Below are 20,165 nucleotides of genomic sequence, written 5' to 3'. Positions count from 1 at the left end.
AAAATGGCGTATAGCTGCCTGTTCTGCGGCGTTTTCACGCCGTAGTGCAGGCAGCGCAGCTGCGCGGGACGTTCGGCGGTATGTGCCCGATAGGGCTAAATGCCGCCGAACGGTTTTGTGTATGATTTCGTTGCGTGTTTGAGCGACTAATTTAGTAAAAATTACTGGCTTTAATTCAGCGCGAGGATTTTCCGAAAGGAAATTCATTATCTTTCTTTTATTTGTTATCTACCTATTAATCATTGTTTTATAGGGTTTTTGGTGTTCTTTTTTGTTGCCAAACTACCCTTTTTTGCTTATATTTGTTGCCGTATTGTTGCCCATACAACACTCATAAAACGCATAGTCTAACACAGTAAATATAAGGAAAATGAAAGTTACTTTACGCCAACGTAGAAAAGGGAAACGAATTAGTTTATATCTTGATTATTACGAAAACGGAAATCGTAAGTACGAGTACTTGAAATTATATTTAACGCCAGAACCCGACAAAGGGTCCTTAACTAAAGCACAGAAATTAGAAAACAAGAAAATCTTACAACTTGCTGAAAGCATCAGAGCCAAAAGACATTTAGAGGTACAGAATAATATTTATGGTTTTGAAAATAAAGAAAAGAAACAAGGAAATTTTTTCGTGTATTTAGAACAATGGATTGAAAGACGTTCAGAAAGTAAAGGTAATTTAGGTGTATGGAATAGCACACTAAAACATTTAAAAGATTATCACCCAACAGGTATTTCTATTGAAAGAATAGATGAAGAATGGGTAGAAGGTTTTAAAGAGTATTTAGACAAAAAAGCACTTTCCAGAAGTAAAAGACCATTAAGCCAAAACACAAAATCAGCATATTTTAAAAAACTTTTAGCGGTATTACGACAAGCTGTTAAAGAAAAGGTAATACAATACAATCCTGCTATTTCAGTTGAAAACTTTAAAGAAGAAGATACACATATGGAATTTTTAACTTTAGAAGAAGTTAGAAAGCTTTTTAGCACAGATAGCAAACATCCACAATTAAAAAATGCGTTTCTTTTCTCTTGTCTTACAGGTTTGCGTTGGTCGGATATTACAAAGCTACAATGGTCAGAAATCCAATATTCAGAAAGTTACGGGAATTTTATTAGATTTAAGCAAAAGAAAACCAAAGGAGCTGAAACCTTGCCAATTTCCGAACAAGCATTTGAATTGTTAGGAGAAAAAGGAGAACCAACTCAAAAAGTATTCGAGAATATTAATAACGTTCAGAGAAACTATGACCTATTAAAAGATTGGGTTGGAAATGCAGAAATTAAGAAGAATATCACGTTTCATTGTGCGCGACATTCATTTGCTACATTGCAGCTAACTTTAGGTACTGATATTTATACAGTATCAAAAATGTTAGGTCATAAGAACTTAAAAACAACTCAAATTTACGCTAAAGTAATTGACGACAAAAAGAAACAAGCAGCTTACAGAATAAACCTTAACCCAAATGGCTAAAGACCTATTTATCGACTTACTGTATGTGGAAAAGGTTACTGATGATAAAAGAACCGAAAACCAATTTAAAGAGCTTTTAAAAGGCTTTAAAAAGCAATACCTCAATACAACGCCTAAATATGAAATCGACTTCAAAAAGGCGTATTCTAACAAGCGTAAATACTATTTGAAGTTAATAGAAAACGAGTTTATCAAAAATTTTAATCAAATTAATGATGCACTTGAAATCAATACGACACCTGGTCATTTATCTTTCTTGTATGATAAAGAATACAACCGCATCAAAAACTACCTAAACCAAATTAGCAACTATATTTCGGATAATGATCTTGATGAAAGTTTGTCTTTAAAACCAATTCAAAACGATAAATCAGATGAAGCCTATATCATTTCATTTTTAAAGGCTAATGCAATGATGCTTTTTATGGAACTTCAAGACCGATTTTCTGAATTAAGTGATGCTGAAATTTATACAATAGAAGAACTGCACGAAGTATTTTTTAATGAAGAACCACCTCAAGAGTTAATTGTAAAATCCTATTCCGGTGCAGAAATAAAAACGGTCAGGAAACAAGTAAAACAAAGTTCAATTTTCAACGCTATACAAGGTGATTTTAGAGAGGAAAACAATGATGTCTTATCCTATAACGAACTTATTAATAAGATTAAACAAAGAGAATTTGCAAAATTAGAGGAGCTATTAAATGAAAAAGGCATTATAGATGATGAATATAACTTCATAAAGAATAGAGGTAATAAAATATTACTTGCAGCTTTTATGGTTAAGTTAACAGAAACTAAATATTTTAATGAAAGAATATTTTTTGACAGTAAACCATCTAAAAAAATAGAGCCTAAACACATTTATAAATTCTTTGCTTATCGGTATGGACCAAGTAGTAATGCAGGTAAAGAATACCGTAGATTTTTAGGTACTGAAAAAAGAGCCTATCAAAAATTAGTTGAAGCCAATTTTTGGCTTGACCAAATCAAATAAAACTTCACTTTTTAAAAGTGGTATTTTCTCTACTTAATACCAAATAGATAATACCAAAAACGGTGTAAATCATTGTTTTACAATGGTTTAATAATACCATTTTTTCTCTTTTCTGTTATACCAAACACCTTTTTCAATATTTGTTATGTCCTTGACAATCAAGGATGACTTTTGCGCAGAAGTCCATTTTTTAATTAAAATTTATAATAAGATGGACGTTAAAATAATTGAACGTTTAGAACGCATCGAAAAGTTGTTAGTAGAACAACAAACGTTGCAAAAGCAAGTATTGAATTTCAATGAAACTTGTCAGTATTTAGAACTATCACAATCGCACTTGTATAAACTTACAAGTACGGGAGCCATTCCACACTATAAACCGAATGGTAAAAAAATCTATTTCCAACGTCAGGAATTAGACCAATGGTTATTGCGTAACCGTATGGATTCCCAAGACGAAATCGAGCAACAGGCAGCTAATTACTTAATCAAAAAAGGAAGGATTTAGTTATGACTGAAATCATCGATTTACTCTTGGCACTCTCACAAGAGATTAAGGACTTAAAGGCACGTATCGAATTAATAAGAGCTACGAGAGCAGAACGCTTAAAAGATACGTGGATTGACAATCAGGACGTAATGCAAACGCTACATATTAGCCAACGGACATTGCAAACATTCCGTTCAAATGGTACGATTCCATATAGCAAGATACAAGGTAAATTTTATTACAAAGTATCTGATATAGAGGAACTATTACAAAGCAATTATTATAACCCAAATTTTAAATGCGATGGAAATAAGTAAAGAAAGCATCTTAAAGAAAACGCATTACGGGTTAAATATTTATGCTTATGTATTAAGGCAGTATTATCCTAAATCAACAGTCCTTTCCTTAAAAGGAAGGGACTGCGGGATAACCCGAAATCCTTTTAATGGTGGTAAATCAACATTACAAATTAATGTTGTTGAAAATAAGGCAATGCATTACGACATAGAATTAACCGATTTTAAAGGTGATGTATTCGATTTTGCATCCTATCATTTTAAAATCATTAATGAAGAAGAATTGTTACTAAAAATCAATGAGGTACTGCATCTAAATTTTGAAGTTAAAAAAGAAGATGAATTATCCTGGTTAGATGCACCTGATGATACTTGGTATGCTTACAGCAGTTTTTACAAAGCACCAATTAGAAATGTTTTTCCAACTGAAAAAGTAAGATTACACCAAATATTTGAGCGTATTACAAGCGATAAGTATAAAAGTATCACAGAGCAATTTAGAGCGATTAAAAACCCTAAAGAAGCACGGAAATTTAAAGCAAATCATTTTGATTATGTAACATTTTCAGGTGTGTTTTCTAAACGAAATGATGATAGCTTAATTGAGCATTCATCATTATTGACAATCGATTTTGACCATTTAGAAAATCTTGAAGAACTAAAACAACAATTATTAAACGATGAATATTTCGAAACCGAAATGTTGTTTACATCACCTTCAGGAGAAGGCTTAAAATGGATAATTAGAATCGATTTATCGAAAGTGTCACACAACGAATATTTTATTGCGGTGGCCAATTACATAAAACATACATATAACATAGAGGTTGACCAATCGGGTAAAGACATTTCCAGAGCGTGTTTTTTATCCCACGATCCATTGGCATACCTACATAAAAGACATCAAAAGCTATGACAAAAATATTCAACCCGAAAGATTGGTTAGCTGTTCCAGAGCAAAAAGAAGTACCTAAAAAACCAATCAACAACAAACCGACAACGGTTGTTGCAAATGATATTGAAACATATATCAACGCTTTAGAACAATCAGGTATCGATATTACTGATACTTATGAAAAGTGGCGTGATATTGGTTTTGCTATTTCAGAGGAATACGGTGAAGCTGGACGTGATTACTACCATAGAATTAGCAGAAATTATTCAGGTTACGACCATAAAGAATGCGACGAACAGTATAATAAATGCTTACAAGCAAAAGGACACGGTATAAGCATAGCAACCTTATACCACCATTTGCATCAAGTTGGTATTAAACCAAAACAGCAACAACAAGTTGTTGAAGTATCGCAACATCCAGAGGAAGAAAAACAACCATTGCCAACAATACCTACAACAGTTTACAACAACATCCCAACATTTTTTCAACAAGTAGTAAAACCATCAGACAGTAATGAAGAACGTGATATTTTGTTGTTGGGTGCATTAACAGCATTTAGTGCTTGTTTTCCTAAATTGTTTGGTGTGTACGACCAACGGAAAGTGTTTAGCAACTTGTATTTATTTGTTACTGCACCTGCTTCAGCAGGAAAAGGGAGATTAAACCAAATTAAAAATTTGGTAAATCCTGTTCACAAAGAAAAGCGCGAACAATCCAAAACCCTAAAACAACAGCATCAAGTTGAAATGGCTACTTATAATATGAATAAGGGCAAAAGTGAAACTATGGAAAAACCGAGTAAACCACCTGAAAGAATGCTGTTTATTCCGGCTAACAATAGTGTAACAGGTGTTTATCAATTAATATCGGATAATGAAGGTAGAGGGTTAATTTTTGAAACCGAAGGAGATACTTTAGCACAAGCTTTTAAAAGTGATTACGGTAATTATTCCGATGGTTTTCGTAAAGCATTCCACCACGAAACCATTAGTTACTATCGTAGAACGGACAGAGAGTATGTAGATATTGAAAGACCTTGTTTGTCAACGGTGTTGTCTGGTACACCAAAGCAGATTCAGGCATTGGTTCCAAGTGCTGAAAATGGCTTGTTTAGTCGTTTTATGTTTTATTATATGAATATCAAACCTACTTGGAAGAACGTTTTTCAAACTGATACAACCAATGGTTTAGATGAATATTACGACCAATTAGGAAAAGAATTTTTTGGGTTATACAAAACCCTAAAAAACAATCCTGATATTGAAGTAAGGCTAACAACCGAGCAACAACAAAAGTTTAATGTGTTTTTTGAGAAGCTTCAAACCAAATACCTCAATCTTCAACCCGATGACTATATAGCAACTGTTAGACGTTTGGGGTTAATAGCATTTAGAATTATAATGTTGTTTTCTGTATTTCGCATTATGGAAGATGGTGATGTAAACCAAGTAAGATATTGTGAGGATATAGATTTTGAAAATACATTGGAAATGATAAGCGTATTAGTAAAGCACAGTAGTAAGGTGTTTAACGATTTACCTATCGAACAAAAAGAAGTAAAAAGAGCCAATCGTAAAGAACGTTTTTTAGAAGCACTACCTTATCAATTTTCAAGACAAGATTACCTAAATATAGCCGACAAAAACAAGATTCCTCATAAAACAGCAGAAGGCTATATTACTAAATTTGTTGATGCTGGTCTAATACATAGGGAAGCACATAACAATTATACAAATCCCACAAAAGCACAATAAGGATTTTGAGGATTTTAAGGAAACGAGGATTTATAAAAATACTTTATATCCTCAAATCCTTAACTTCCTCATTTCCTGTTTATAATTGTTAATATCTTTTTGTTAGTTCTTATTTTCTTTTTCTTACATTAGACAAATATTGACAAGTCAAAATATCCCCAAAATGACGTTTGGAGAATACATCAGAGAAATACGAGAAGAAAAGCAATTATTATTAAGAGAAGTTGCTTCTCAAATGAATATTGATACGGCACTTTTAAGTAAAATTGAACGTGGTACTCGTATGGCTCGTAAAGAGCAAGCTGAAGCATTAGCCAAAGTATTAAAACAAAATAAAAATGAATTGCTTCAATTCTGGATGGCAGATAAAATTGTCTTTATGTTAAAAGATGAAAAGAACAGTACGGAAATCCTCAAAATTGTAGAACAAAAAATTAATAGATTGAGCAAGAAGTAGAATTAATAAACCCAAGTCTTATGAGTCAGGAACTATATTTTAATATCATAACATTTGATTTACCAGACAAACCAATAACTTTTTATTTAAGTAAAGAGAAAATTGGAAATGCGCAAAAGTTGTATAAAACAAAGTTTCCAACCAATATAGAAGATTTGTTTCCTGGTATAAAAGAAGAAAATCCTGATTTTATCTACACATCATTTATTTATGAAAAGGAAGGTTATTTGCCTTTAAAACTCAATCTAAAAGAACAACCAACCGACTTAATAAAGCATTACTATAATTGGCGAATCAAAAAATTCTTTAAAAGCATAAAAAAACTTGTTGGTCAAAACTTTGTGAATGATAATCAAATTTGGATAGGTAATAGATCATATCAAAATAAAAGTTTTGCACAGTATTATAAGTTTACTGTCAAAGTACAAATTAAAGAAGTTAGTGAATATGGTGAGTTAGTTATTTCTTATGATGGTATGGCTAAAGTGTTTAAAAAACCTATTTCTGAAATTATAAAACATACCTCAACAACAAATCTTAATAAAGTTGTATATAAAATGAGGTTATTAAAATATCATAAGGAAAAGGAATTTATTGATGATAACACAAAGGCTTTTGCCATTTTGAATAACGATTTACGAACAGCTTTTAATATTCAACCAGAACCAAAAGATGATTCCAATAAATATATAAGTTATAAACACAAAATCGATAAGTTTATTCAACATTTCATTTTAAGTGATGAATTTAAGAAAGTTATCCCTGTAAATAATGATGATTACCTGCCAGTAGAAATAAATCGCATTGGTGAAGTAACTGATGAAAGTAATGATTTATTGTTCCAAAATGGTGTTGGTAGAAATCCCAAAATAGATTTTAAGAACTTAAAACCTTTAAATCCTTGTCAGTTAGATAATGTGCATTTCTTCTTTATACATCATACAAGTTATGCTAAAGAAGTAGAAGCATTGCAAAAATTATTGGAAGATGGTACAAGTTGGTATAAAGGTTTAAACATTTATGCAGGTGTTTTAGCACATTTCGATAATGATGTCAATATAGTATTTGATGATTTAGAAAATCCATTACCTCAAATTTCACAAGGTATAAAAGACTTTAAATCAGACCCTAACATTAATTACGTTGCTATTTATTTAAGCCCTTTTAACAAGCACGAACCCAATCTTGAAAAAAAGTTAGTGTATTACAAGGTTAAAGAACAGCTTTTATATAAAAGAATTATATCTCAAGTAATAGAGTTTGATAGATTTAGAAGAAATCAACATAAGTTCATATACGATTTAACAAACATTTCATTAGCCTTATTAGCAAAATTAGATGGTACACCTTGGCAACTAAATGTCAAACCTAAAAATGAATTAGTTATTGGTGTGGGTGCATTTAAAAATACCGAAGAAAACATTCGATATGTAGCAAGTGCATTCAGTTTTAAAAATAATGGAAGGTTTAATGAATTTCATTATTTCAGTAAATCTGATGTTAAACAGTTAGGGGGTGCATTAAGTGATGCTATCTATCAATACGTACCAACAAACCAAATACCTGAAAAAATAGTTATTCACTTTTATAAGGATATGAAGGATGAGGAAATACAACCTGTTTTAGAAATGATGGATAAACTTAAATTGCCTTGTCCTTTATTTGTTTTAAATATCAATAAAACAAAATCTCAAGATATAATTGCTTTCGACCAAAATTGGAATGGTGAGCTAATACCTATGAGTGGTACTTTTATAAATATAGGCAGGAAAGATGAACACAAATATCTTTTATTTAATAATTTAAGGTATAAGACAACAGTTCAATACCCAAGTCATTCAAGTTACTCATTTCCAATAAAACTTAAAATATCAAGTCCTACACCAGAGGCTTTAAATGATAGTAAAATGATTAGAAAGCTAATAGAGCAAGTGTATCAATTTAGTAGGCTATATTGGAAATCCTTACGTCAACAAAATGTACCAATCACAATTAAATATCCTGAAATGGTAGCACAAATAGCACCGCGTTTTAATAATGGCGTTCCAGACGATGCTAAAGATGCGTTATGGTTTTTATAATTTACCAATCAATTTATTTGCACAACCATTGCATTCAATAATTTGTATATTTGTATAAGTTATATGAAAATATTTGTTTCCATATCAATGTCTATTTTATTCTTTTTTCAAGGGATAAGCATAGATATGGACTTTTGTGGTCCAATTAAAGAAATTTCAAACCTTATTACCCATTATCAAGACCATAAAGTTTATGGAGACTCTTTCCTTGATTATGTAGTTGAAGATTACATTGACAGCGATGCAAAAAATGAAGAGCATCATCACAACCCAGATAAGGAGAATACACCAGTCCATTCCCATAATCAATGCTGTCACCCTTTAGTTTTAATTATTGCTAACAATAATTTGGCTTTAACCAATCGACTAAAGTTTGAAGAGAAAAAACAATATAATTTACATAAAGTAAACTTCACTTCCAGATATTTGGAATCACTTTTCCAGCCACCTAAAGTATAGTTCAGTTTTTTAATGGATAGCTATATCCAATTTTGAGCCTAAAGGGTTCATTTCATTTCGTGTAATTCTATTTTCTTATATCAGAATTATTTCGAATAGTTTAACTGAATTAATACATTTTCTATGATTAATAAAATCATTGATTTTTCAATCAATAACAAATTCATTATTGGTTTGCTTACGCTTACCATTATTGGAGCAGGTATATGGAGTATGACCCAAGTACCCATCGATGCTGTTCCAGATATTACCAATAACCAAGTACAGGTTATTACACAAGCCCCAAATTTAGGTACAGAAGATATTGAACAAATTGTAACCTACCCAATTGAAGTCGCAATGAGCAACCTTCCAAATGTACAGGAAATTAGATCTATTTCTCGTTTTGGTTTATCGGTTGTTACTATTGTGTTCGACGATGATATGGGAACATATTTACCTCGACAATTAGTAGCAGAAAAACTAAACGAAGTTAAAGAACAAATTCCTGCAGGTTTTGGTGAACCATCAATGGGACCTATTTCAACTGGATTAGGAGAGATTTACCAGTATACATTAAAAGTAGCACCAGAGTTTAAAGACAAATATAGTATTGCAGACCTACGTTCTATGCAAGATTGGATTGTACAGCGACAAATGGCTATGGTAGAAGGTGTGGTTGAAGTAAATGCCATTGGTGGTAAAATTAAACAATACGAAGTGGCTGTTGATCCAAACGATTTAAACGCTATTGGTTTAACTATTACAGATGTATTTAATGCACTTGAAGCTAACAATCAAAATACAGGTGGTGCTTACATTGAAAAAAACCATCAAGCAAATTTTATTCGTGGAGAAGGCTTGGTGCGTAGTTTAGAAGACATTAAAAAAATAACAGTCAAAAACGTTAATAATATTCCAGTAACTATTGGTGATATTGCGACAGTTCAATTTGGTGCTGCAATTCGCTATGGTGCATTAACACAAGATGGAGAAGGTGAAGTTGTTGGTGGTTTAGTAATGATGCTTAAAGGCGCTAATTCCAATAATGTTATCAACAATGTAAAAGAACGAATGGCTCAAATAGAAAAGTCATTACCTGAAGGAATCATCATTCAGCCATTATTAGATCGAAGTAAATTAATTGGCGAAACAACATCTACAGTGTCAAACAACCTTGTTGAAGGAGCTTTAATTGTAATATTTGTACTTATTTTCTTATTAGGTAATTGGCGAGGTGGTTTAATAGTAGCTTCAACAATTCCATTATCATTATTATTTGCATTTATATTGATGAATGTATTTGATGTTTGGGCAAATTTAATGAGTTTGGGAGCTATTGATTTCGGGATTATTGTAGATGGTGCTGTAATTATTGTGGAGAGTACAGTATTCTTAATTACATCCCAAATATTAAAAAAGAAGAGTCTTACAGCAAAAGAACGTGACAAAGTAGCTTCTAATGCTTCTAAAAAGATGATGAATGCTGCATTTTTTGGTCAGCTCATTATTCTTATTGTTTTTCTTCCAATTTTGGCTTTACAAGGTATTGAGGGAAAAATGTTCAAACCAATGGCTATGACTTTCATTTTCGCTATGATTGGAGCGATGGTGCTTTGTCTTACCTACGTGCCAATGATGTCTGCACTAGTGTTAAGAGCTCCGAAAAACAATAAAAAATCTTATGGAGATAAATTTGTACAATGGGTAGAAGACAAATACCAACCTTTATTGGAAAGAGCATTACAAAAAGGAAAGTGGATTATAGGTAGTGCAGTTGTGCTATTCGCAATTGCAGTTTTTATGTTTACAAAAATGGGTGGTGAGTTCATTCCGCAGCTTGATGAAGGGGATATTGCATTTCACGCCATATTAAAACCAGGAAGTTCACTTACAGAAACCATTGAAACAACTACAAAAATAGAGCAAATTGTAAAAGCTAAATTTCCGGAAGTTGAAAAAATAGTTAGTCGTATTGGTGTAGCTGAAATTCCAACAGACCCAATGCCAATGGATTTAGCAGATGTTTTTGTAATTCTAAAGCCTAAAAGTGAGTGGACCACAACAACTTCAAAAGATGAATTGATAGAGATGATGAAAGAAGCTGTTGAAATAGTTCCAGGTGTTAATTATGAGTTTACCCAGCCTATTGAAATGCGTTTTAATGAATTACTTGAAGGTGTGCGTGAAGATATTGCCATAAAATTATATGGGGAAGACATTGACATCTTATCCCAAAAAGCCGAAGAAATATCTAAAATTATTGCAGGTACAGAAGGTATTGGTGATATGAAAGCGGAAGCCACAACAGGTTTACCACAAATGACTATTAATTACAATAGAAATAAATTAGCACAATACGGACTTCATATAAATACCTTAAATCAAACAGTACAATCAGCATTTGCAGGTGGTATAGCAGGTGTTATTTTTGAAGGTGAAAAACGTTTTGATTTAGTAGTTCGTTTAAATTCTCAAAACCGAAAAGATATTTCAGATGTCCAAAACTTGTACATCAACCTACCTTCGGGAACTCAAATTCCACTGCGTGAAATAGCTGATGTAAGTTATAAAGCAGGACCAATGCAAATTAGTAGAGATAACACAAACAGAAGAACTTATGTAGGTGTAAATGTTAGAGGTCGCGATGTAAAATCATTAGTAAATGAAATAAAATCAAAATTAGATGCACAATTAGAATTACCATCTGGTTATTTCATTCGTTATGGTGGTGCTTTTGAGAATTTGGAACGTGCAAGTAACCGATTACAAACGGTTGTACCTATTGCACTATTGCTAATATTTGTGTTAATTTATTTTGCATTGAAATCATTGCCACAAACTTTAATGATTTACATAGCTATTCCTATGGCAACCATTGGTGGTGTTGTAGCTTTATGGTTACGTGATATGCCATTTAGTATTTCAGCAGGTGTTGGTTTCATAGTACTATTTGGGGTTGCAGTTTTAAATGGATTGGTAATGGTTAGTGGTTTGAATGAATTAAAAGAAGAGGGTGTTACCAACCTTAAAGATAGAATTATTGAAGGTACAAAACGAAGAATCAGACCAATTATGCTAACAGCTTTTACAGATGTATTAGGCTTTTTGCCTATGGCGATTTCGGCATCTGCCGGAGCAGAAGTTCAACGCCCACTAGCAACTGTTGTTATTGGTGGTTTATTAACTTCTACATTACTAACCTTATTCGTTTTACCAATTTTATACCATTGGGTAGAAAACAAATCGTTTAAATTTATTCCGAATAAAAAGTTGGTTACAGCAACAGCAGTTTTGCTTTTAATGTTTGGTTTTTCTGAACAAAGTAATGCACAACAGATAAACAATACACTTCCTGAAATAACCTTAATGGATGCGGTAAAACTATCTAAAAGGAATTACCCATTGTTAAAGCAAAAACAGTTAGAAATCACAAAACAGGAACAATTAAAAGCTACTGCTTATGATTTAGGTACAACTGAAGTCTTTACAGGTGGTGAAGAAATTAATGGAGATGAAGGAGTCTACACAACCATTGGTATAGGTCAATCCGATATAAATATTTTTGGTATTGGTTCAAAGAGGAAGTTACAAAAACAACGAGTACAATTAGCACAAAAAGCTTATCAACTTTCTGTATTAGAATTAGAATTAGAAGTTAAAAAGGCCTGGTCAAAATGTTATCAAATGAAGAGAAACTATAACCTTTATATGGAATTGGATTCCATTTATTCCAATTTCGAACAAGCTGTTGCGTTAAATTATGAAGTAGAAGCGATTTCAAGATTAGAATATTCAGCAGCTAAAAACCAAGCTTTTCAAATTCAAAATAAAAAAATGCAAGCATATAGTGATTATCTAATCGCTCTACAGCAATTAAATTTATGGTTGGTTTCAGATGAAATTTTTACTGTTTCTGATGAATTTGATTCTGCAATAGATTTAAACATTGAAAAGTTCAATATTGAAAACCATCCGTTGTACAGTATGTCGCAGAACATTGTAAATGAAGCAGCAGCCAATTATAAAGTTGCAAAAGCTGATAATTTACCAAAATTCAATCTTCAAGGTGGTTTACAAAAAGTAGAAGGAATTTCTGGGTTTTACAGTTATCAAGCAGGTATTTCCATTCCGTTTTTGTCTGGTACTAACAAAGCACAAATTAGAAGTACCAAAATTGATAAAGAGATAGCCGAAGCCAATGTCCAATTCAAAAAGCAAGAAGTACAATCAAAATTTGTTCAGGCTAAAGAAAATTATATCAAATGGAAAAACTCTTGGGAATTTTACAAAAACCAGGTATTGCCATTAACAAAGGAGCAAAAAACAGGTGCTTTACTGGCGTACAAAGAAGGCGAAATAGATTACACTAGCTTCACACAATTAATAAAAGAAGCCATTCAATCCGAGCTAGATGCACAAACAGCTTTAATAAACTATTTAGAAAGCACATTTCAACTACAATATTTTAATCAATAAGAAAATGAAAAATAAATTATATAAAATCCTAACTATTATAGTCTTATCCATTACTGTTTTTGCTTGCGGAAACAAAGAAAGTCATAGTGACAATGATGGTCATTCACATAGTGAAAAACCAAAAAATGAAGAAGAACACGGTGAGAACGAAGAAGTAATGCTTTCGCAGCAGCAGTATAATGCATTAAAAATGAAGATTGACACACTTTCATTACGAAATATGAGTGGAAATGTAGAGGCTAATGGTACATTAGAAGTACCCCCACAAAACGAAGCAGCAATAACTTCAGTTATTGGTGCAAATGTAGTATCTATAAAAGTAATTGAAGGTGATAAAGTTAAAAAAGGCCAAGTTGTGGCCCATCTATCACACCCTAATATTATAAAACTACAGACTGATTATTTGAATGCTTTTAGCAATAGTAATTTTTTAAAGAAAAACTATGAGCGTCAACAAAAATTATATGATGCAGGTGTTGGTTCTGGTGCAAATTTTCAAAAAGCAGAAGCAGAGTATGAAGCATCAAAAGCTATGGTAAATGGATTGGAAGCTCAATTAAGAATATTAAATATCAATACAATATCAGTAAGAAATGGTACAATTGCACAAAGTATATCATTACGTAGTCCTATAGAAGGGTTTGTACAAAAGGTTGAGGTGAAAATTGGGCAATATGTAGAGCCGCAAACAGAATTATTCGAAATTGTTAATACGCTTCACGTTCACGCAGATTTGATGGTATTTGAAAAAGATGCGTATAAAGTGAAAAAAGGTCAAAAAGTAACATTTACTGTGCAGTCTATACCAGATACAGAACTTACAGCTGAAATCTTTTCAATAAGTAAAACATTTGAAGACAACCCAAAAGCGGTACACGTTCACGCTGAAATTGAAAATAAAGGAGATAACTTAATTCCTGGTATGTACATTCAAGGTAAAATTCAGGTAAATAAAACTAAAACAAAAGCATTACCTGAAAGTGCAATTATAAAAGATGGAGATAGGTTTTATGCATTTTCAGTAGAAAAAGAAAATGACCACTGGAGTTTTAAGCCTGTTGAAGTGCTTTTAGGTGCAAAAGATGGCAATTGGATTGCAGTTCAATTTACTGAAGAATTAGATAAAACCACAAAATTTGCTTATAATAATGCTTATTACCTGATTGCTGAAATGAAAAAAGGCGAAGCAGAACACGAACATTAAATAATGAAAACAATAGAGGAATTATTAGAATCTAAAAATATACGTGTTACAGCAATGCGATTACTTATCTATAAGTTTCTTGTAGAAAAGGATGTTGCTGTAACATTAAGTGATATCGAAAATGCTTTTGAAAAGTCAGATAGAACTACATTATACAGAACTATTAAAACATTTGAAGAAAAAGGAATCGTACATCAAATAGATGATGGTACAGGTATTACAAAGTATGCTTTATGCGAAAAGGGATGTAATTGTGATATAAAAACCGATTTGCACTTACATTTCCATTGTAACAATTGCAATGAAACCGTATGCTTAACAGAACATAAAATACCGCAGATTAAAGTACCTGATGGTTTTGTGTCAGAGAATGTAAATTTGGTGGTAAAAGGTATTTGCGATAAGTGTAGTGGCTAATTATTGCACTTCCATTGCACTTGCTATTAAAGTACATTTATCCAAAATTAGAGGATATGAAGTTTAATACTAAAATACCTAAACATCTAAAACAGGCGTATAACCAAGAATTAAAACAATACAGTTTCTGTTTAGAAAATAAGCAGTTTGGTAATGCTTGGTATCATTTAGAACGTAGTCATATAATAGGACAATCTTATCCTATAGAACATACCTATTCACATTGGCTTATGCTAAAGTTTGGATTTAGACAAAAAGATACGAAAGAAGTAATAGGTCAAATAATTAGGTTGCTTGTGGGTGGCTGGAAATCATTTATAAATCACGTTCCACTTGGTAATACTGGTGGAGCAAACGTGCCACCATTAAAACGAATGCCTATTCCCAATGACATTGAAAAATTATTAGATATTAAATGAAAAAAAAGAAAGTCAATTTAAGAGATTTAAAACCAAATTCAGAAGTGCAACACACGCATAATGATGGTCATAATCACGGTAATGGAAGTGCATTCAAAACCTACGTGCCTGCAATAATAAGTTTTACAATGCTTATCATTGGTATAGGTTTAGATTATTTTGATGTTTCATTCTTTAAGGATTGGATTCGTATTGCTTGGTATGGTATTGCATATCTTCCTGTAGGGTTTCCTGTTGTAAAAGAGGGTTGGATTAGTATTAAAAAAGGTGATGTTTTTACAGAGTTCTTTTTAATGTCTATAGCAACCATTGGTGCATTTGTTATTGGTGAATATCCCGAAGGTGTTGCAGTAATGCTATTTTATGCAGTAGGCGAATTATTTCAAAGTGCTGCTGTAAATCGTGCAAAAGGAAATATAAAAGCATTATTAGATGTTAGACCTAAAGAAGCCAATGTATTTCGTGAGGGAGATTATAAAAGTGTTTCGCCTGAAGTTGTCAATATTGGAGAGAAAATTCAAATTCGTGTAGGTGAAAAAATTCCATTGGATGGCATTTTATTATCCGAAAAAGCATCTTTAAATACAGCTGCGTTAACAGGAGAAAGCAAACCAGATTCCATTCAAAAAGAAGCAAAGGTTTACGCGGGTAGTATTAATTTGGAAAGCGTTATTGAAGTTGAGGTAACCAATAAGTTTGAAGACAGTTCTATTGCGAGAATATTAGACTTGGTTCAAAATGCAACAGCACGTAAATCTAAAACAGAATTATTCATCAGACAGTTTGCTCGTATCTACACACCAATTGTAGTGTTTTTAGCTATTGGTGTTACTTTTATACCTTACTTTTTTGTAGATGATTATGTGTTTAGAGATTGGTTATACAGAGCATTAATTTTCTTGGTAATATCTTGTCCTTGTGCGTTAGTGATTTCAATTCCATTAGGATATTTCGGTGGATTGGGAGCAGCTTCAAAAAATGGAATCTTATTTAAAGGTGCTTCATTTTTAGATGCAATGACCAAGATAAATACTTTGGTAATGGACAAAACAGGAACCGTAACTAAAGGTGTTTTTAAAATCAAAGAAGTAAAAGCAATTGATTGGAAAGAAACCGAATTTATGCAATATTTAATGGCGATGGAAGAACAATCCACGCATCCAATTGCTAAAGCAATTTTAGAGTATAAATCAGAAGGAGAAGATTTTGAAGCTCAAGACGTTTCTGAAATTGCAGGTAAAGGATTAAAAGGAATTGTAAATAGTAAAACAGTTTTAGTAGGTAATAAAGCATTAATGATTGCTAATAATATAGAAGTCCCAGCGGAAACGGAAAATATTGTAGAATCTATTGTATTAGTTGCAATAGATAACAAGTTTGCTGGTTATGTGGTAATAGCAGACGAATTAAAAGAAGATGCCAAAGAAACAATTGTCAAATTACAAAAAGTTGGTATCAAAAATATTATGATGCTTTCCGGTGACAAAGATTCCATTACTCAACAAGTCGCTAAAGAGTTGAACATCGAAAATGCAAAAGGTGATTTACTTCCAGAAGATAAGTTAAACGAAGTTGAAATATTAAAAAAGAATCCTGAAAATAAAGTAGCATTTATAGGGGATGGTATAAACGATGCGCCTGTTTTAGCAGCAAGTAACGTTGGAATTGCAATGGGTGGTTTGGGTAGTGATGTAGCTATTGAAACAGCAGACGTTATCATTCAAACCGACCAACCTTCAAAAGTAGTTAGAGCCATTAAAATAAGTCGTTCCACACGAAAAATTGTTTGGCAGAATATCATTTTAGCTTTTGGTGTTAAAGTCATTGTCTTAATTTTAGGAGCAGGTGGTTTAGCTACAATGTGGGAAGCAGTTTTTGCAGATGTAGGCGTAGCATTATTAGCAATTTTAAATGCAGTTAGATTACAACGAATGAGTTGGTAATTGTCCCCACAACCCAAAACCCAGTTTTTTCGTACCTCAAAATCCTCTGTCTTTTGTTTTGTTCCGCTATCCACCGCACTTGTAGTTTTTGGTTGCCAACCCTCACACAGCACATTGCTTATTTTATTTGCTATTATATTTTAAAAGTAGTACAATAAAAAAGCAAAGAGCTGTTGCCATCCCTCACACCAAAAACTACCCAAAGCTATGTTTACATAACGGGTAGTTATAATAGCAGCCGCTACACCCACCGCATCACCAAAGCTGTAGTTATAACGCCATTATGTAAAATAGCCGCTTTTCCCACGCGCACACCCGAACTTTCAATAAAAATCCGAACTAAACTGAAACAATAGCCATATGAAAATTTAGCTTAAAATGATGCATATTCGTTACCTCATTCAAGCTGCACAAAACCATCGTTAAGTCCAAGTATTCCTTACCTCAAGTCTTTGTTTGTTTCATTTCGTTAACAAATATAATAGTCCACTTTTCCCCACCACCCAAGTCAGCGGTTATAAAAAAATAGGTTCATAAAATATAGTAATACGCCATAGCATATTGCTTTTTCTCGTTCCTCAAAAAAACAAAAAGCTATTGCCTAAAAGTCCTGTATAAGTAGCTTGTTTAAATGCTGTTTTATCAAACAACTATTTAAAACGCTACCCATACAAACGCTTCATCCAACGCTCAAATTGGTAATAACCTATTTTTTTAAGAGTTTATGCCCCAAAAAGTGGAAATCAATTAACTAAAAATAAAACAAGATGATTACAAAAACAATTCAAATCACAGAAGTTACAGCAGATGAATTAGCAGATACGGTAGCAGATAAATTAATGCTTAAAATTGAAAACTACCTTAAAGAATTATCTAAAAAACAAAATGATGAAATCCTAACAAGACAAGAAGTAGCCGATTATTTAAGGATAAGTTTAGTAACAATACATTCCTGGAATAAACACGGCATTTTAAATCCAATTCGTATGGGCAACAGAATTTTTTACAAAAAACAAGACATATTAGATGTTTTGGAACAACAAAAAATAAATAAAAAAAGGTAGCAAATATATGTGGCTACCACAGCCAACGCGCAAGGCTATAAAGGTCACGCCCTACGGGTTTTGAAAAAAATCTCCACCCCAATATTATTTAAAAAAGAGGGTAGTATTTTTTCCAAAAACCTTGACAGCCTTATCCACGCCACAAGAACATACGGCTTTCTTTTTTTATTGTTTTTCTTTTAAAAAATTAATGGTGCGAAGCGTAGCGAAGCAATTTTAAATTGGATAGCTATGTCAACTTTTGAACTGAAAACACACCAAATCGGAAGAACCTACTCGCAACCTCATTTTTTTATTCTGAACAAAGGGCAAAACAGCGGAAAGCCTTTAATAAATCCCTGTCCTAATTGCTTTGTGGTAACTGTACCAACCGAAGAAGAAAAAAACACCCTTTATCATTTATCTATGATGCTACAAATAGGCGGTTTCTATGCATATCATCTAAAAGGTAGTGTTATTCCATTCATTTCAATAGATGATTGCAGAAATACGCTTAAAGATGGCTACACTTCATTACTAAATGAATCTAAAGAGTTGCAGAAGCATATTAGTATTGTGTCAGCTATTAGCAGAAAAGAAGCAGAATTGCAAAAAGTCATTTCAAAAATGGCAGATTTAAAGGTATCATATATTCAAAGTTTATTTTCTAATAAGCAAAATCGGGCAACAAAGGGCAACAAAAACCAAATCAATCTATTAGCATAGTATTTGCCATATATTACCTGTGTTGGTAAAAGACCGTACCAAGTCCGTACCAACTTCGAATATGTAGTAATTTTAAATTTTATATGTTATGGGTGTAATTTCACAAGGAATCCTGGGCGGTGTATCAGGAAAAGTAGGAAACGTAGTCGGTGCTTCTTGGAAAGGTATTGACTATTTGAGAATCAAACCCTCAAGCGTGGCAAATCCACGTACAGAGGGGCAAGTTAACCAAAGAAACAAGTTTACTGTTACTTTGGAGTATCTTCAACCGAATTTAGGCTTTATCCAAAAGGGATATAAGTCTTATGCGGTGCAAAAAACAGAGTTTAATGCTGCAATGTCTTATGTGTTGAATAATGCTATTACAGGAGCTGCACCAAACTTTACTGTAGATTATGCTTTAGCTTTATTAAGTAGAGGTAACTTATCAGGAGCATTAAACCCTGCAACAGATTTAGCAACTGCTGGACAAGTTGAGTTTACTTGGGATGATAACTCTGCTGAAGGTAATGCAAATGCAACCGATAAAGCAATGGTGTTAGTTTACAATCCAAGTAAAAAAGAATCAATGTATATTCTTGATGGTGCTGATAGAACTGTAGGATCACAAATCATTACAATTCCTAGCACCTATGCAGGTGATACTGTTGAGCTTTTTATGGCATTTACTACAGCAGATGGTAGTATCGTGTCAAACAGCGTTTATTTAGGCTCTGGAACAGCTAATTAACGGTTGATGTTTAAATAATAAAACCGTTCTACACGAACGGTTTTATTTTTATCCTTTAATAAGTTCCTAATTTTATCTATTATTTCTTTCCTTTGATTAGTTCTTATAATCAAATATTTGTTGCCTTATTGTTGCCTTTTTAATTAAAACCCCTTATAATTAAGGGTTTTTTAATTTCCGATTAGGAAAATCAGAAGCAATGAATTATACACGTTGTTGTGCCTAGTTTTTTATATTCAGTTTTATTTTTTGTCCGTCTTTCAAATCCTTCATCTGAAACCCTAAATCTCCGCTAAAAGCAATTAATTCC

The 20,165-nt window shown here is 32.5% G+C and carries 18 protein-coding genes; 17 read left to right on the top strand and 1 reads right to left on the bottom strand.

What is annotated here, in order from left to right; translation table 11 throughout:
- On the bottom strand, positions 1 to 207 hold a 207-nt coding region (locus tag ACFSQS_RS15910; protein ID WP_388021183.1), incomplete at its 3' end, for a hypothetical protein.
- 163 nt (positions 208 to 370) lie between these two features.
- Between ACFSQS_RS15910 and ACFSQS_RS15905 the strand changes: the two genes are divergently transcribed.
- The 17 genes from ACFSQS_RS15905 to ACFSQS_RS15825 all read left to right on the top strand — a co-directional run bounded on the left by ACFSQS_RS15905 (position 371) and on the right by ACFSQS_RS15825 (position 19,855).
- A complete protein-coding gene (locus ACFSQS_RS15905) occupies positions 371 to 1,483 on the top strand; it encodes a tyrosine-type recombinase/integrase (RefSeq protein ID WP_388021181.1) in 1,113 nt (370 codons plus the stop codon).
- Positions 1,476 to 2,480 carry a DUF6617 family protein gene (locus ACFSQS_RS15900; RefSeq protein ID WP_388021179.1) on the top strand — a complete coding sequence of 335 codons (1,005 nt, stop codon included), beginning with the start codon at positions 1,476 to 1,478 and terminating at the stop codon, positions 2,478 to 2,480. The genes ACFSQS_RS15905 and ACFSQS_RS15900 overlap by 8 nt, the downstream gene beginning before the upstream one ends.
- A 211-nt stretch (positions 2,481 to 2,691) precedes the next feature.
- On the top strand, positions 2,692 to 2,988 hold the full coding sequence (locus tag ACFSQS_RS15895) for a helix-turn-helix domain-containing protein (protein WP_093026613.1): 297 nt from the start codon (positions 2,692 to 2,694) through the stop codon (positions 2,986 to 2,988).
- Positions 2,989 to 2,990: 2 nt separating this feature from the next.
- A complete protein-coding gene (locus ACFSQS_RS15890) occupies positions 2,991 to 3,287 on the top strand; it encodes a helix-turn-helix domain-containing protein (protein ID WP_072349425.1) in 297 nt (98 codons plus the stop codon).
- Positions 3,274 to 4,182 carry a BT4734/BF3469 family protein gene (locus tag ACFSQS_RS15885; RefSeq protein ID WP_167919744.1) on the top strand — a complete coding sequence of 303 codons (909 nt, stop codon included), beginning with the start codon at positions 3,274 to 3,276 and terminating at the stop codon, positions 4,180 to 4,182. The genes ACFSQS_RS15890 and ACFSQS_RS15885 overlap by 14 nt, the downstream gene beginning before the upstream one ends.
- Positions 4,179 to 5,918, top strand: a complete 1,740-nt coding sequence (locus tag ACFSQS_RS15880) for a DUF3987 domain-containing protein (protein ID WP_093026610.1) — start codon at positions 4,179 to 4,181, stop codon at positions 5,916 to 5,918. Before ACFSQS_RS15885 ends, ACFSQS_RS15880 begins: the two co-directional genes overlap by 4 nt.
- 163 nt (positions 5,919 to 6,081) lie before the next feature.
- Positions 6,082 to 6,375, top strand: a complete 294-nt coding sequence (locus ACFSQS_RS15875; RefSeq protein ID WP_113966042.1) for a helix-turn-helix domain-containing protein — start codon at positions 6,082 to 6,084, stop codon at positions 6,373 to 6,375.
- A 20-nt stretch (positions 6,376 to 6,395) separates the two neighbouring features.
- The gene (locus tag ACFSQS_RS15870; RefSeq protein WP_388021174.1) at positions 6,396 to 8,456 is read left to right on the top strand and encodes a Piwi domain-containing protein; all 2,061 of its coding nucleotides are present in this window, start codon (positions 6,396 to 6,398) and stop codon (positions 8,454 to 8,456) included.
- Between the two features lie 126 nt (positions 8,457 to 8,582).
- Entirely contained in the window at positions 8,583 to 8,915 is a 333-nt protein-coding gene (locus ACFSQS_RS15865) for a hypothetical protein (protein ID WP_246415187.1), read from the top strand.
- A 123-nt stretch (positions 8,916 to 9,038) separates the two neighbouring features.
- Complete coding sequence (locus ACFSQS_RS15860) at positions 9,039 to 13,373, top strand: CusA/CzcA family heavy metal efflux RND transporter (protein WP_298265614.1); 4,335 nt, start codon at positions 9,039 to 9,041, stop codon at positions 13,371 to 13,373.
- Between the two features lie 4 nt (positions 13,374 to 13,377).
- On the top strand, positions 13,378 to 14,577 hold the full coding sequence (locus ACFSQS_RS15855) for an efflux RND transporter periplasmic adaptor subunit (RefSeq protein ID WP_298265616.1): 1,200 nt from the start codon (positions 13,378 to 13,380) through the stop codon (positions 14,575 to 14,577).
- 3 nt (positions 14,578 to 14,580) lie between these two features.
- Positions 14,581 to 14,994 carry a Fur family transcriptional regulator gene (locus ACFSQS_RS15850; RefSeq protein WP_388021171.1) on the top strand — a complete coding sequence of 138 codons (414 nt, stop codon included), beginning with the start codon at positions 14,581 to 14,583 and terminating at the stop codon, positions 14,992 to 14,994.
- 56 nt (positions 14,995 to 15,050) lie between these two features.
- Positions 15,051 to 15,413, top strand: coding sequence for a DUF3703 domain-containing protein (locus tag ACFSQS_RS15845; RefSeq protein WP_013622781.1), 363 nt, complete (start codon positions 15,051 to 15,053; stop codon positions 15,411 to 15,413).
- Positions 15,410 to 17,356 (top strand): heavy metal translocating P-type ATPase, encoded by a 1,947-nt coding sequence (locus tag ACFSQS_RS15840; RefSeq protein ID WP_388021169.1) that lies wholly within the window; start codon positions 15,410 to 15,412, stop codon positions 17,354 to 17,356. Before ACFSQS_RS15845 ends, ACFSQS_RS15840 begins: the two co-directional genes overlap by 4 nt.
- A 767-nt stretch (positions 17,357 to 18,123) precedes the next feature.
- Complete coding sequence (locus ACFSQS_RS15835) at positions 18,124 to 18,420, top strand: helix-turn-helix domain-containing protein (RefSeq protein ID WP_388021167.1); 297 nt, start codon at positions 18,124 to 18,126, stop codon at positions 18,418 to 18,420.
- Between the two features lie 231 nt (positions 18,421 to 18,651).
- The gene (locus ACFSQS_RS15830) at positions 18,652 to 19,125 is read left to right on the top strand and encodes a DUF6943 family protein (protein ID WP_388021165.1); all 474 of its coding nucleotides are present in this window, start codon (positions 18,652 to 18,654) and stop codon (positions 19,123 to 19,125) included.
- A gap of 88 nt (positions 19,126 to 19,213) precedes the next feature.
- Positions 19,214 to 19,855, top strand: coding sequence for a DUF6266 family protein (locus tag ACFSQS_RS15825; RefSeq protein WP_388021163.1), 642 nt, complete (start codon positions 19,214 to 19,216; stop codon positions 19,853 to 19,855).
- Positions 19,856 to 20,165: the final 310 nt, after the last annotated feature.

The organism is Gelatiniphilus marinus (assembly GCF_042684345.1).
GTDB lineage: Bacteria > Bacteroidota > Bacteroidia > Flavobacteriales > Flavobacteriaceae > Gelatiniphilus > Gelatiniphilus marinus.
Note: the sequence above shows the minus strand (reverse complement) of the source record. Positions and strands in the feature narration are given on the sequence as shown.

Bases quoted from the DNA above. Each gene is read 5' to 3' on its own strand.
- ACFSQS_RS15905 (WP_388021181.1), top strand. From the start codon at position 371: ATGAAAGTTACTTTACGCCAACGTAGAAAAGGGAAACGAATTAGTTTA.
- ACFSQS_RS15900 (WP_388021179.1), top strand. From the start codon at position 1,476: ATGGCTAAAGACCTATTTATCGACTTACTGTATGTGGAAAAGGTTACT.
- ACFSQS_RS15895 (WP_093026613.1), top strand. From the start codon at position 2,692: ATGGACGTTAAAATAATTGAACGTTTAGAACGCATCGAAAAGTTGTTA.
- ACFSQS_RS15890 (WP_072349425.1), top strand. From the start codon at position 2,991: ATGACTGAAATCATCGATTTACTCTTGGCACTCTCACAAGAGATTAAG.
- ACFSQS_RS15885 (WP_167919744.1), top strand. From the start codon at position 3,274: ATGGAAATAAGTAAAGAAAGCATCTTAAAGAAAACGCATTACGGGTTA.
- ACFSQS_RS15880 (WP_093026610.1), top strand. From the start codon at position 4,179: ATGACAAAAATATTCAACCCGAAAGATTGGTTAGCTGTTCCAGAGCAA.
- ACFSQS_RS15875 (WP_113966042.1), top strand. From the start codon at position 6,082: ATGACGTTTGGAGAATACATCAGAGAAATACGAGAAGAAAAGCAATTA.
- ACFSQS_RS15870 (WP_388021174.1), top strand. From the start codon at position 6,396: ATGAGTCAGGAACTATATTTTAATATCATAACATTTGATTTACCAGAC.
- ACFSQS_RS15865 (WP_246415187.1), top strand. From the start codon at position 8,583: ATGGACTTTTGTGGTCCAATTAAAGAAATTTCAAACCTTATTACCCAT.
- ACFSQS_RS15860 (WP_298265614.1), top strand. From the start codon at position 9,039: ATGATTAATAAAATCATTGATTTTTCAATCAATAACAAATTCATTATT.
- ACFSQS_RS15855 (WP_298265616.1), top strand. From the start codon at position 13,378: ATGAAAAATAAATTATATAAAATCCTAACTATTATAGTCTTATCCATT.
- ACFSQS_RS15850 (WP_388021171.1), top strand. From the start codon at position 14,581: ATGAAAACAATAGAGGAATTATTAGAATCTAAAAATATACGTGTTACA.
- ACFSQS_RS15845 (WP_013622781.1), top strand. From the start codon at position 15,051: ATGAAGTTTAATACTAAAATACCTAAACATCTAAAACAGGCGTATAAC.
- ACFSQS_RS15840 (WP_388021169.1), top strand. From the start codon at position 15,410: ATGAAAAAAAAGAAAGTCAATTTAAGAGATTTAAAACCAAATTCAGAA.
- ACFSQS_RS15835 (WP_388021167.1), top strand. From the start codon at position 18,124: ATGATTACAAAAACAATTCAAATCACAGAAGTTACAGCAGATGAATTA.
- ACFSQS_RS15830 (WP_388021165.1), top strand. From the start codon at position 18,652: ATGTCAACTTTTGAACTGAAAACACACCAAATCGGAAGAACCTACTCG.
- ACFSQS_RS15825 (WP_388021163.1), top strand. From the start codon at position 19,214: ATGGGTGTAATTTCACAAGGAATCCTGGGCGGTGTATCAGGAAAAGTA.